Origin of the sequence: Emcibacter sp., from assembly GCF_963675455.1 — a bacterium.
In the GTDB taxonomy this organism is placed as follows: Bacteria; Pseudomonadota; Alphaproteobacteria; order Sphingomonadales; family Emcibacteraceae; genus Emcibacter.
In genome coordinates this window covers 2,966,576-2,978,917 of sequence record NZ_OY776217.1, presented here as the reverse complement: position 1 = coordinate 2,978,917, position 12,342 = coordinate 2,966,576, and the positions used below count along the sequence as shown (strand labels likewise).

Genomic DNA, 12,342 nt, shown 5'->3' with positions numbered 1-12,342 from the left:
GGCCTTCATCCCCTCATTTTCGCTCCGGATAACAGGCCTCATATTCCCAGCCTGACTTCAGTTCTTTTTTCCGCTCCACCGACATGATCTCTTTCAGCCGGGTGCGGAACTCCAGACAGTCGACGGTTTCCGACATCGCCAGGACCTCGCGGTCGGGGTAAAGTTTCTCGACCATGTGACCAGCCAGCAGAATCTGGTCAAGGGGCTGACAGAGACGGAGCGGCCCGAGTTCAACAGGTTGTTGAAGGGGTTTTTGAGCGGGTGTGAGGAAGGTTAGAACGCTATTTTCACTCCGGACTTTTATCTGCGAAAAGAGATTTCCAGTAAAAGTTACAGGAAGAGACAATATAATCCACGTCAGTCCCGTTCCGTGAATAGGGAACGGTAAGGGTGTTATACTCCTTGAAATGTCCTTCCGGCCAGTAATGGCGGCCAATGGCGTAATAGGGCCGCTTATTTTTCAGAATCCAGTTAAAGCGCTCGATAATCGGCTCGGTATTGGGAAATTCATCTAGCCAGTATCCCGAACTGCTTTTGCCCATGAGATCGTCAATTTCAGTGCCGGCAAGCCGGACTAAAAACCTTGTGGGCGGGGCATGGACTTCCACCATCAGCAGGTTGCGGAGGATGGACCTGAGCCTGAGGGGATCGAGAGCTGTTTTGGGAGGAATGCTGCCGTCTGTTCTGGAGGTCAGCCAGTGGTCGAGCAGAAGGCGATGCATGTCCGGCTTAAGGTCAGCTGCATCAAAATCGGCCTGGCTGGTCATATCCCATATTTTGAAACTGTTATTTCTGGTCATACCGTTACGCGAATCCTGGCGAGCATAAAACTGGCCTTAAGTTCGGGATTTAATCACCTCAGCTAATATAGGCTTGTAACAGATCAAATGATAGTCTGGAGTTTATTTCACGGTCTAAAGCTTGGGCATTCCGGGCTCTTTTGTCCTCACTTCCGCTCCGGATAACAGGCGTCATATTCCCAGCCGGACTTCAGTTCCGCTTTGCCCGCTACCGACAGGGTCTCTTTCATCCTCTGCCGGAACTCCAGGCAGTCGACGGTTTCCGACATCGCTAATCCGTCCCGGTCCGGATAGAGGCTGTCCACCACCGGCATCAGGTCGGTCACGCCTTCCTTATACTGCTTCTGGGTGATGCTGACGAAAAATTCCTCGCCGTCCGTCTGTACAATTCGCATGACCAGCCGGGGCAGATGCTGCTCTTTCTCGTAAAGCCAGTTGTTATAGAGCTCCCCGCCGAAGGTCACGGCGAGGAAGAACAGCACGAAGCCGATCACGGTCATCTGGGATTTGGTCAGGCCGAACATAAGTCTTGGTTCCTTCTGTTATCCCCCTTCTTGTACCTGCTTGCCGTAAAGATTCAAGGCCTGATCAATCAATATATCTGTCAGATACTTTATCTCGAACGACCGTTTGAAAATTTGCCGGCCCGGTGTTATCCTTTCCGGCAGGCGTCTGGGAGAAAGGGAACGGTCATGGATTTTGACTATAGCGACAAGGTGAAGGATCTTCGGGGCAAGCTGATTGCCTTTATGGAAGAGCATGTCTATCCGGCGGAGGAAAGCTATTTCGCCCATATCGAGCCGGAGGCCCAACGCTGGTCCATCCCGACGGTGATGGAGGAACTTAAAGAGAAGGCCAAAGCCGTCGGGTTGTGGAACCTGTTCCTGCCGGAAAGCGATTACGGCGCCGGCCTGACCAACCTTGAATATGCGCCGCTGGCGGAAATCATGGGCCGGAGCCTGATCGGGCCGGAGGCCTTCAACTGCCAGGCCCCGGACACCGGCAATATGGAGGTGATCGTCCGCTATGGTTCTGAGGAGCATAAAAAACAATGGCTGGAGCCGTTGCTGGACGGAACCATCCGGTCCGCCTTTGCCATGACCGAGCCGGAGGTGGCCTCAAGCGATGCCACCAATATCCAGTGCCGGATCGAGCGCGACGGGGATGACTATGTCATCAATGGTCGCAAATGGTGGACCAGCGGCGCCATGGATCCGCGCTGCAAAATCCTGATTGTTATGGGCAAAACCGACCCGCAGGCCGACATTCATCATCAGCAGTCGATGATCCTGGTGCCGATGGATACGCCCGGCGTGACCCGGGTGCGGCCTTTGAAAGTCTTTGGTGATGACGACGCGCCGCACGGCCATGCGGAGATGTTGTTTGAAAATGTCAGGGTCCCGGCCAGCAACCTGTTGCTGGGCGAGGGACGGGGGTTCGAGATTGCGCAGGGACGGCTCGGCCCGGGCCGCATCCATCATTGCATGCGCCTGATTGGCGTGGCCCAGCGGGCGCTTGAGGAAATGTGCGCCCGTGCCGACAGCCGTGTGGCCTTTGGCAAACCGCTCAGTGCGCAAGGAAGCGTGCGCGAGGACATTGCCCGCTGTGAATGCGAGATCGAGCAGGCCCGGCTGCTGACCCTGAAAGCGGCGGACCATATGGACCGCTACGGCAACAAGGTGGCTCGTGACCTGATCGCCATGATCAAGGTGGTGGCTCCCCAGATGGCGCAGACCATCATCGATCGGGCCATCCAGATCCACGGTGGCGGCGGGGTCAGCCAGGATTTCTTCCTGCCCCGGGCCTTTGCCTATGCCCGTACCCTGCGTCTTGCCGACGGGCCGGACCAGGTGCATATGATGTCGCTCTCCAAACAGCTCCTACGCAAATACCGGGGCAAATACCGGTCCGGGGGAGAGGGCTGATGGCCCCTGCCGTGAACGACCTGAATGAAGAAAAACTCGCGGGGTACCTCGAACAGCATATGCCGGGTTTCAAAGGGCCGCTGACGGCATCCAAATTTTCCGACGGCCAGTCCAACCCGACCTTTAAAATAGAGGCCGAAAGCGGTGCCTACGTCCTGCGCCGCAAGCCGCCGGGCACATTGCTGAAGTCTGCCCATGCGGTGGATCGGGAGTTCCGGGTCATCTCCGCCCTGCAAGGTTCTGACGTGCCTGTGGCAACACCTTATCATCTCTGTCAGGATGACAATGTGATTGGCAGCTGGTTCTATGTCATGAGTTTTGAGGATGGGCGCATCTTCTGGGATCCGGTGCTGCCGGAACTGCCGAAGGCGGAGCGGAAGGCTTATTACGATGAAATGAACCGGGTGATGGCGGCGATCCATGACGTGGATCTGGAGGCCGTGGGGCTTTCCGACTATGGCGCCCCCGGTAATTATTTCGAGCGCCAGACCGGGCGCTGGTCGAAACAATATGTGGCCAGCCGCACTTCTCAGATCGAGGCAATGGAATATCTGATGACCTGGCTGCCGGAGAATATGCCCGAAGATGACGGCAGTGTCAGCCTGATCCATGGCGATTACCGGCTCGACAACCTTATTTTTCACAAGGAAAAGCCGGAGATCATCGCGGTGGTCGACTGGGAATTGTCCACCCTGGGTCATCCGCTGGCGGATCTGTCCTATCAGTGCATGCAGTGGCGGCTGCCGCGGGAAAGCCCGGGGATCAAGGGACTGGGGGAGACAGACCGGCCAGCCGGGGGTTTGCCGACCGAAGCGGACTATGTACGGCAATATTGCGACCGGCGGGGGATCGGGAAGATCGAAGGCTGGCCTTTCTATCTGGCCTTTAACTTCTTCCGGCTCGCGGCCATTGTCCAGGGGGTTTACAAACGGGCGCTGGACGGCAATGCCTCCAGTGAAAAGGCCCATATGATGGGCGCGATCGTACCGGTTATTGCCGGGTACGCCATTGACGTGATCAACAGGGGAGAGGAAATCCAATGAGCAATTATGACTATTCAGGAAAATCCGTCCTGATCACTGGTGCGGGCTCCGGCTTCGGCCGGGAGGTGGCTATGGCCTTTGCCAGGGCAGGGGCGGACCTGTCCCTGTCGGATATAGAGCGGGACCCGTTGACGAAAACCGTCCGCGAGGCCGAGGCGCTTGGCGCCACGGTCACCCACTGGTTATGCGACGTGCGCAAAAAGACAGACGTGCAGGATATGATCCAGGGTACGATCGGCGTGCTGGGGCGCATAGATGTGGCCATCAACAATGCCGGGATCGAGCATACGAACATGCCGCTTGCCCAGTGCGACGACGAAGAATGGGGCGATGTCATGGATGTGAACCTGAAGGGGGTTTTCTACTGCCTGAAATATGAGCTGCTGCATATGATCGAGCGCAAGCAGGGAGTGATTCTCAATGTGGCCTCTGTGGCGGGTCTTGGCGGCGCACCCAATCTGGGCCCCTATGCCGCCAGCAAGCACGGGGTGGTGGGGCTCACCCGGACCGCGGCGGTGGAAAATGCCCGTTACAACATCCGGGTCAACGCCATCTGCCCGGGTGTGACCGGAACACCCATGGTGCAGCGGTTTCTGGAAAGTGATCCGGAGGCGGTGAAAAAGATTATTCGGGGGGTGCCGATGCATCGTATTGCCGAAGTTAATGAGATCGTGGAAGGCATGCTGTGGCTTTGCTCCGCCGAGAACAGCTTTATGACCGGCCAGGCTGTGGCTTTTGACGGCGGACTTACCGCCTCCTGAACCTTCAGCTTCGGAACGGCACCACAGTAGTCTTGGTTACCGTGCGCAGGGAAAAGTTGCTTTTGATCTGGCTGACGCCGGGCAGGGCGGTCAGCACATCCATATGCAGCCGTTCATAATCCGAGGCATCAGAGACGATTACCCTGAGCAGATAGTCCGCATCCCCTGACATCAGGTAGCATTCCATGATCTGCGGGCATTCTTTTACTTTTTTCTCAAACTCGGCCAGCTTTTCCTTGGTCTGCTTTTCCACCGTAATCTGGACAAAAACATTATCCGGATAGCCGGCGGCGGTCTGGTCTACGACGGCGGAATGGCCTATGATAATGCCTTCCTCTTCCAGCGCCCTGACCCTTCTCAGGCAGGCGCTCTGGGACAGGCCAACGCGGTCGGCGAGGTCCGCATTGCTGATGCGACCGTCCTCCTGCAGGGTCTTAAGGATGGCAAAATCAATCTTGTCGAGCTTTGTGTTATCAAATTTATTTCTCATAATTGTATTTGTACGCAATATTCTGCGAATAAACAAGGAAAACATGATCCACTTCGCAAGGACATGCGGTGGCATTTGCGCTATTGTTGCGCCATCTACAGGACAGGGAGATTTAAAATGATTATCGGTGTACCAAAAGAGATCAAGGTTCATGAATACCGCGTCGGTCTGACACCGGCCAGCGCGTCGGAATTCATTCGTAGCGGCCATCAGGTTTTTGTACAGGCCGGTGCAGGTGAAGGTATCGGTTTTACCGATGACGCTTACCGGGCTGTCGGCGCGGAAATCCTGGCGACCGCTGAAGAAGTTTTTGCCACAGCGGAAATGATCGTCAAGGTCAAGGAACCCCAGCTTAACGAATGCGCCATGCTGACAGAAAAGCATCTGCTGTTTACCTATCTGCACCTGGCCCCGGATCCGGCCCAGACCGAGGCTCTGATGGCTTCCGGCTGTACCGCCATCGCCTACGAAACGGTGACCGACAAGGCTGGCGGCCTGCCTTTGCTGGCGCCGATGAGTGAAGTTGCCGGACGTATGTCCATTCAGGCCGGGGCCCATGCCCTGGAAAAGGAAAAAGGCGGTCGCGGCCTGCTGCTGGGCGGGGTGCCCGGTGTGGCGCCGGCCAAGGTTGTCATCATCGGCGGTGGCGTGTCCGGCATGAATGCTGCGGAAATTGCGGTGGGTATGGGCGCGGATGTCAGTATCTTTGATCGCAACATTGATGTGTTGCGCCGGCTTGACAACCGGTTCCAGAGCGCGGTGAAAACCCGTTTCTCAACCGGCCATGATCTGGAAGATGCTGTGCTGGACGCCGATCTGGTGATTGGTGCGGTTCTGGTCGCCGGTGCGGCAGCTCCCAAGCTGGTGTCGGCTGAAATGGTCGGGAAAATGAAAGACGGTGCGGTGCTGGTGGATATTTCCATCGACCAGGGCGGCTGTTTTGAAACCTCCCACGCCACCACCCATGCGGAACCCACATTCATTGTCGACGGTGTGGTTCACTATTGTGTGGCCAACATGCCTGGCGCGGTTGCCCGGACCTCCACCTTTGCCCTGAATAACGCCACCCTGCCGTTCGGTCTGGCGCTGGCCAACAAAGGCTGGAAGCAGGCGGTTGCTGATGATCCGCACCTGAAAAACGGTGTTAACGTCTCCGGTGGTTTCATTACCTATGAAGCGGTTGCCCGTGACCTTGGCAAGGAATACAAACCGCTGTAAGTTCAGGCGTTGAAACGTTTACAGGGAAAGGGAGGCTTTGGCCTCCCTTTTTTTGATAATTTCGTGTGAAACAGTACCATTTTTCTTCCATATATGTTTTATAGGGGAATGGTAAAACAGACTGCCTCAAAAAGCAGCGCGATATGGACAGACGACGATGCCCGACGATAAACTCAAAGAAACTTCCCTTCGATATCACACAGAGCCTGTAGCCGGTAAACTGGCGATTGTGCCGACCAAGCCACTGGCCAACCAGCGTGACCTTGCCCGGGCCTATTCCCCGGGCGTGGCTTATGCCTGTGAGGCCATTGTTGCCGATCCCGCCGAAGCGGCCAACATGACCATCCGCGGAAACCTTGTCGGTGTAGTGACCAACGGCACGGCTGTGCTGGGACTTGGTGCCATCGGGCCGCTGGCCGCAAAGCCGGTGATGGAAGGGAAGGCGGTTCTGTTCAAGAAATTCGCCGGTATCAATGTGTTCGATATCGAGATTGAGGAACGTGACCCGGAAAAACTGATCGACATTGTGGCCTCGCTTGAGCCCACTTTCGGCGGCATCAATCTGGAGGATATCAAGGCGCCGGAATGTTTCATTGTCGAGGAAGCCCTCAAAAAAAGAATGAACATCCCGGTCTTTCACGATGACCAGCATGGCACCGCCATTGTTGCGGGGGCCGCCATTTATAATGGCCTGCGTGTTGTCGGCAAGAAGCTGTCGGAAGTGAAACTTGTCTCCACCGGCGGCGGGGCTGCGTCTCTGGCCTGCCTTGATGTGCTGGTCAGCATGGGGCTGCGCAAGGAAAATATCATTCTGGTGGATGTCGAAGGTGTGGTTTATGTGGGCCGTGAAAAAGACATGAACCCCTACAAGGAACGTTATGCCGTCGACACCAACATGCGCACGCTGGATGATGCCATTGCCGGAGCCGATATTTTCCTGGGATTGAGTGCGCCGGGTATTCTGAAGAAGGATATGGTCGCCAAAATGGCTGATCGTCCCTTTATCCTGGCCCTGGCCAACCCGACACCGGAAATCCTGCCGGAAGATGCTTTGGAGGTCAAACCCGATGCGGTGATCGCCACAGGCCGGTCCGACTATCCCAACCAGGTCAATAATGTGCTTTGCTTCCCCTTCCTGTTCCGGGGCGCCCTGGATGTGGGGGCGACCGCCATCAACGAGGAAATGAAAGTCGCCTGCGTGAAGGCCATCGCCGATCTTGCTTATCGTGAAACCTCTGAACAGGTTGCTGATGCCTACCGGGGCGAAGAGCTGAAGTTCGGACCTGAATATATCATTCCCAAGCCTTTCGATCCGCGCCTTATTCTTGAAGTTGCCCCGGCTGTGGCCAAGGCGGCCATGGACTCCGGCGTTGCGACCCGTCCCCTCGAAGATATTGATGCCTATCGGGAGAAACTGGGCAACTTTGTTTTCAAATCCAATATGTTGCTGCAGCCTCTGCTTGAGGAAGCCAAGAGCCTGAAGAAAAGGATCATCTATGCGGAAGGCGAAAGTGAATCCGTTCTCCGCGCCGTGCAGGCCGTTGTTGACGAGCAAATGGCGCTGCCGATTCTGATTGGCCGACCGGATGTGGTGGCGCAACGTATTGACAAAATGGGTCTTCGCCTGAAGCTCGGAGAGGATTTCGAGCTGATCAACCCGCAGAAGGATGAGCGTTACCGGGAATACTGGCAGCTTTATCATTCCCTGGTCGGCCGCAAGGGGGTGTCCATTGAGGCGGCGAGAACCATTGTGCGCACAAATACCACGGTGATTGCCGCCCTGGCCGTGCTCAGGGGTGAGGCGGACGCCATGATCTGCGGCAGTTATGGCCGTTTCGACTTCCATATCCGCTATATTATTGAAGTGATCGGCAAACGCTGCGGATCACAGGATATATCGACCCTCAGCACCCTGATTCTGCCGCGCCAGACCCTGTTCCTGGCCGACGCCTTCATGGGTGTTGACCCGACAGCAGACCAGATTGTTGAAACCACGATTGCCGCCGCCCGCAAGGTGGAGCAATTCGGCATCAAACCGAAAATTGCCCTTCTGTCCCATTCCAACTTCGGCTCTTCGCGGGCGCCGTCGGCCCGCAAAATGAGGCACGCTGCCCGGATCCTGCGGGAAAAGTTCCCCGACATGGAAGTGGACGGGGAAATGCATGCCGCAGCCGCGCTTGATGAAAACCTGCGCAACGAACTGATCACCGACAGCCGTCTCAAGGGCGCGGCCAATCTGCTGATCTTCCCGGATCTGGATGCGGCCAATATCTGTCTGGATATGGTGAAAAATATCGATAACGGTTTGCTGGTGGGGCCGATCCTTCTGGGGGCAGCCCAGTCCTCCCATATTGTCACACCGGCGACCAGTGCCCGCGGTATTTTCAATATGACTGCCATTGCGGCAGTTGATGCGAAAAACAATATGCGCCGGGAGGATGTTGCCCCGGTCGTCTCAGACTGAGCCGTTTCCGCCGTAAAGGGTGACCAGATGACGAATCATGAGAATGGCGACGATAATAAAGACAAACTGCAGGCCGTTCCAGGGAATGGTCCAGGCGCGCCCCAGTGGCTTTGGCCGGCGCGCCATGATATTGGCCAGCACGACGAGCAGCAGGCTTAGTGCCAGAAGGCTATAGGTGGTGGTGACGTCCATGGAGGCTCCGCTAACCAGTGTTCGGATAATCTAGGTAAGGGGATCAGGGCGGGCTGTCAATATCTGATGATCAGGCTGAACTGGCCGAGGGCAGGCGCCCTGTTCAGGGTCAGGCCCGGGTTAAATTCATAGCTTCCAGGCGGAGCATAGAGTCCGGGATCAACTGTATATTTGATTTTCCGTCCCACCAGAAAATATATATCCTTCTTTATTTTATACTTTAATTTGATAAAGTAACTATCAGAAAAAGAAGAATATTTTATTGGTTCTGTGGGGCTGTTTTCTGTCAGTCCGTCTTTGTAGGTGCTGATGATCCGGAAACCGGGATCGCTGGATTCCGGGGGAGGCGTCAGCAGACTGATATCCTGGCATTGACCTTTGTATGGGAACAGAAAGAATATAAAGAGGCCTGTCAGCAGAAAGAGGCTGCTGTAAATTCGCAGGTTTCTGTAATCAGGAGTCATCCTTTCCATAGATAAAATGTTATCCATGGTCGGTGAAGGATTTATGATCTTTGGTTAAAATTTGATGCAAAATTAACCATGATCAGAGACGGCGAGCCGATGTCCGTTCTAACGTCTTGAAAACAGGGTTTCAATGCGATAGGAACATGGCGGAAAGGGATGTCCATGATTAATGAAGAGCGACAAAAAAATAACCGTCAAATTGCAATCTGGTTATTCACTGTCTGTGCCCTGATTTTCCTGATGATTGTCGTGGGGGGAATCACCCGCCTGACCGAGAGCGGCCTGAGCATGGTGCACTGGCACCCGCTGCATGGAATTGTTCCGCCCCTGAATGAAGTTCAATGGCAGGAAGAATTTGAGGCCTACAAGCAGTATCCGGAATATCAGAAGGTCAACAGCGGCATGACCCTTGACGAGTTCAAGGGAATATTTTTCTGGGAATATAGTCACCGCATTCTCGGCCGTATCATCGGCCTTGCCTTTTTTATCCCCTTTATGGTTTTCCTGCTGCGGCGAAAGGTTGAACCGGCGCTGAAGCCAAAGCTGTGGGTTATGTTTGTGCTTGGCGGTTTGCAGGGACTATTGGGCTGGTGGATGGTCAAGAGCGGCCTTGTGGACCAGCCGGATGTGAGCCACTATCGGCTTACCGCCCATCTCGGCCTGGCGGTACTGATTTATCTGTATATTTTCTGGACCGCCCTGGATTTGGTTTCTCCCCGGGGTAATGAACGGCTTCTGGTCCGGCCGGCTTCAGTCCTCGTCGGGATTATTTTCTTTCAGATTTTGCTGGGAGGAATGGTGGCCGGACTGAATGCCGGGTTTATCTATACAGACTGGCCGCTGATGGATGGGGCGATTATCCCGGACGGATTGTTCGATCAAACTCCCTGGTACATGAACTTTTTTGAAAATCTCATGACCGTCCAGTTTGACCACCGGATCGGCGCCTATATTGTCACAGGTCTGGCTGTCTGGCTGGTCTGGAACAGTCGCGGTGACCGGCCGCTGGCCGGCCTGCTGCTGATGGCAGCGGTTCTGTTTCAGGTCACGCTGGGTATCCTGACCCTTGTCTATGTGGTGCCTGTGCTGCTGGCCGCTCTGCATCAGGCCGGTGCTGTGCTTCTTCTTTCGGCGAGCCTCTTTTTCCTTCACCGGCTGAAACAGGAGAAATGAATATGTCGGGTTTTTGCACCATCTATGTAACCTGCAAAGACCGTGAGGAAGCGCTTGCCATATCCCGCCGCCTGGTGGCGGAAAAGCTTGTGGCCTGCGCCAATATTCTTGACGGCATGACGTCAGTTTACGTGTGGCAGGGAGAAATCTGTGAGGAGACCGAGGTGGCGTTGTTGCTCAAAACTGTTGAGCAAAAGCGTGAAGCGGCTATCGCCCGTATCATTGATCTTCATTCCTATGATGTGCCCTGTGTCACCGTCTGGCCGATTGCCGGCGGCAATCCGGCTTACCTCAAATGGGTTGAGGGCAGTGTTGACACTGAGATCGGTAAGGATCTTTCGAGTAATTTTATGTAAGAAAAAATGATAGTATTTCTCTTCTGACCATTTTATTTACGGTGTGGTAATGAATAAAAAAAATCCCTGCAAGGGCACGCTCTTGCAGGGAATAAATTATGTCGATCAGGTAAGTAAGTTGAATAATTCTGATCTTAAGTGTTATGGCAGCGTAGGTTCAGTTACAGGCTGATCTGTTGTTGTCTCTGTATCACTGTTCCCTTCATTTGAACCGCTATTCTCCACTTCATTCTGATCAGGATTTTCGGCACCTGACATACCTTCATTAGGATCTGTCTGATATGACACGGCGATAGAGGTAGCATCTGAAATCCGCCCTGAGCCTGATGCAGGGAACTGCTTGAGGTCTTTGTTATAATTTTTGGAGTAGGGACCGTTGGGGATACCTCTGCCCTCAAGCAAAAGTGCCTGTGCATTTGCAGAGTGAGCAACCGGAGTATAGTCGGATCTGGCATTGTCTACAGCGGCAACAACAGCAGTTGCAATGAGATCAGCAAGTATATTTCCAGAACTTGACGAATTATTATGGAGGAAAACTTGCTCATCCTGCCATAGTAATTTTCCAGAATGACCATCCTTAATTGTATAAAGGAAGTGCACTTTTATACCAGATGACAAGACATTATATTTGCTTGTCCAGTCCAGAATTTCAATGTAGACAACGCTGTCCGCACCAAACAATTCAGCCAGTCGTGTCGTATCCGCGTTGTGAACAAGGTAGGGATCGGCAAGGCCATCCCTTTCCATCATGCCCTTAATCATGTTAGTAGGGAAGACATAGTAGCCCCGTTCGGCAAGTGGTACAGCAACTGTCGTCAGGAACAGATCAGCAGCCTCGGTTTCTTCTGAATGGTTGATAACAGGAACAATAAGAATTGAATGCGGGTCCGCTTCTCGGAACGAGGAATAATCCTTGTATTCCGGCGCGCTTACACAAGCTGCCATCAGTAAAGCTGCAGCAGCCATAATGAAATTTTTAATTTTAGTCATAAATCCGCTCCCCAGGAATTATTCGGTGGCTGCAGGTGTTGTTTCTGCATCAGCATCTTCAACATTGCTTGAAATTTTTGAAATTACCTTTTCCATCAGAAAAACGGACTCAGGCCATTTTTCCTTTTCTTTAGAAAAATAGACTAGTGCAGTTTCATTTTCTTCTAACTCAACCATCATATAACCATATTCGGCGTACATACCCGGCGGAACCATATCTTTTTCTTCAGCTTTTTTAATATCTTCAAGCAATTGATCCGCAAACTTTCGGTTTTCATCCGGATTTTTGTAATATGCAAGTAAATGATTACTATAGCCATTCCACTCATATGTGGTTTGAGTTCCACAGGAAGCCAGAAAAAGCCCCCCAAGGATTACCAGCAAACCTCTGGATGTAATTTTCATAATCAAATTATTCCCCTCTTAAGGTAGTTTAAGTTAATTCACATTTATTTTTTTTATC

Annotated in this window: 15 protein-coding genes; 7 read left to right on the top strand and 8 right to left on the bottom strand. The window is 53.6% G+C overall.

Annotated elements, in window-relative coordinates; genetic code table 11:
- Positions 1-13: 13 nt before the first annotated feature.
- From ACORNT_RS13805 to ACORNT_RS13795, 3 genes are all read right to left on the bottom strand, one after another.
- Positions 14-175, bottom strand: a complete 162-nt coding sequence (locus ACORNT_RS13805) for a hypothetical protein (RefSeq protein WP_321391977.1) — start codon at positions 173-175, stop codon at positions 14-16.
- A 112-nt stretch (positions 176-287) separates the two neighbouring features.
- Positions 288-800 carry a PAS domain-containing protein gene (locus ACORNT_RS13800; RefSeq protein ID WP_321391974.1) on the bottom strand — a complete coding sequence of 171 codons (513 nt, stop codon included), beginning with the start codon at positions 798-800 and terminating at the stop codon, positions 288-290.
- 146 nt (positions 801-946) lie between these two features.
- The gene (locus ACORNT_RS13795; protein WP_321391971.1) at positions 947-1,324 is read right to left on the bottom strand and encodes a hypothetical protein; all 378 of its coding nucleotides are present in this window, start codon (positions 1,322-1,324) and stop codon (positions 947-949) included.
- Positions 1,325-1,492: 168 nt separating this feature from the next.
- On the opposite strand from ACORNT_RS13795, the gene ACORNT_RS13790 reads away from it, so the two are divergent.
- Genes ACORNT_RS13790 through ACORNT_RS13780 form a run of 3 tightly spaced genes read left to right on the top strand, consistent with a single transcriptional unit; the run spans position 1,493 to position 4,529 of the window.
- The gene (locus ACORNT_RS13790) at positions 1,493-2,725 is read left to right on the top strand and encodes an acyl-CoA dehydrogenase family protein (protein ID WP_321391968.1); all 1,233 of its coding nucleotides are present in this window, start codon (positions 1,493-1,495) and stop codon (positions 2,723-2,725) included.
- Positions 2,725-3,768 carry a phosphotransferase gene (locus ACORNT_RS13785; protein ID WP_321391965.1) on the top strand — a complete coding sequence of 348 codons (1,044 nt, stop codon included), beginning with the start codon at positions 2,725-2,727 and terminating at the stop codon, positions 3,766-3,768. Before ACORNT_RS13790 ends, ACORNT_RS13785 begins: the two co-directional genes overlap by 1 nt.
- Positions 3,765-4,529 (top strand): glucose 1-dehydrogenase, encoded by a 765-nt coding sequence (locus ACORNT_RS13780; RefSeq protein ID WP_321391962.1) that lies wholly within the window; start codon positions 3,765-3,767, stop codon positions 4,527-4,529. Before ACORNT_RS13785 ends, ACORNT_RS13780 begins: the two co-directional genes overlap by 4 nt.
- A 4-nt stretch (positions 4,530-4,533) precedes the next feature.
- Here ACORNT_RS13780 and ACORNT_RS13775 read toward each other — a convergent pair whose 3' ends face one another.
- A complete protein-coding gene (locus ACORNT_RS13775) occupies positions 4,534-5,019 on the bottom strand; it encodes an Lrp/AsnC family transcriptional regulator (protein ID WP_321391959.1) in 486 nt (161 codons plus the stop codon).
- A 117-nt stretch (positions 5,020-5,136) separates the two neighbouring features.
- On the opposite strand from ACORNT_RS13775, the gene ald reads away from it, so the two are divergent.
- Entirely contained in the window at positions 5,137-6,237 is a 1,101-nt protein-coding gene (gene ald, locus ACORNT_RS13770) for an alanine dehydrogenase (protein WP_321391956.1), read from the top strand.
- A 157-nt stretch (positions 6,238-6,394) separates the two neighbouring features.
- Positions 6,395-8,701 (top strand): NADP-dependent malic enzyme, encoded by a 2,307-nt coding sequence (locus ACORNT_RS13765; RefSeq protein ID WP_321391955.1) that lies wholly within the window; start codon positions 6,395-6,397, stop codon positions 8,699-8,701.
- Here ACORNT_RS13765 and ACORNT_RS13760 read toward each other — a convergent pair.
- Positions 8,693-8,893: a hypothetical protein gene (locus ACORNT_RS13760; RefSeq protein ID WP_321391953.1), complete on the bottom strand. Its 201-nt coding sequence runs from the start codon at positions 8,891-8,893 to the stop codon at positions 8,693-8,695. The two genes, ACORNT_RS13765 and ACORNT_RS13760, sit on opposite strands and share 9 nt — an antisense overlap.
- Positions 8,894-8,949: 56 nt before the next feature.
- Positions 8,950-9,081 carry a hypothetical protein gene (locus tag ACORNT_RS13755; protein ID WP_321391951.1) on the bottom strand — a complete coding sequence of 44 codons (132 nt, stop codon included), beginning with the start codon at positions 9,079-9,081 and terminating at the stop codon, positions 8,950-8,952.
- Between the two features lie 441 nt (positions 9,082-9,522).
- Here ACORNT_RS13755 and ACORNT_RS13750 point away from each other — a divergent pair, with 441 nt between their 5' ends.
- Positions 9,523-10,533 carry a COX15/CtaA family protein gene (locus ACORNT_RS13750; RefSeq protein ID WP_321391949.1) on the top strand — a complete coding sequence of 337 codons (1,011 nt, stop codon included), beginning with the start codon at positions 9,523-9,525 and terminating at the stop codon, positions 10,531-10,533.
- A 2-nt stretch (positions 10,534-10,535) separates the two neighbouring features.
- Positions 10,536-10,889, top strand: a complete 354-nt coding sequence (gene cutA / locus ACORNT_RS13745; RefSeq protein ID WP_321391946.1) for a divalent-cation tolerance protein CutA — start codon at positions 10,536-10,538, stop codon at positions 10,887-10,889.
- A gap of 141 nt (positions 10,890-11,030) precedes the next feature.
- Here cutA and ACORNT_RS13740 read toward each other — a convergent pair whose 3' ends face one another.
- A complete protein-coding gene (locus tag ACORNT_RS13740; protein ID WP_321391943.1) occupies positions 11,031-11,879 on the bottom strand; it encodes a DUF799 domain-containing protein in 849 nt (282 codons plus the stop codon).
- An 18-nt stretch (positions 11,880-11,897) separates the two neighbouring features.
- A complete protein-coding gene (locus ACORNT_RS13735) occupies positions 11,898-12,284 on the bottom strand; it encodes a DUF4810 domain-containing protein (RefSeq protein ID WP_321391940.1) in 387 nt (128 codons plus the stop codon).
- Positions 12,285-12,342: the final 58 nt, after the last annotated feature.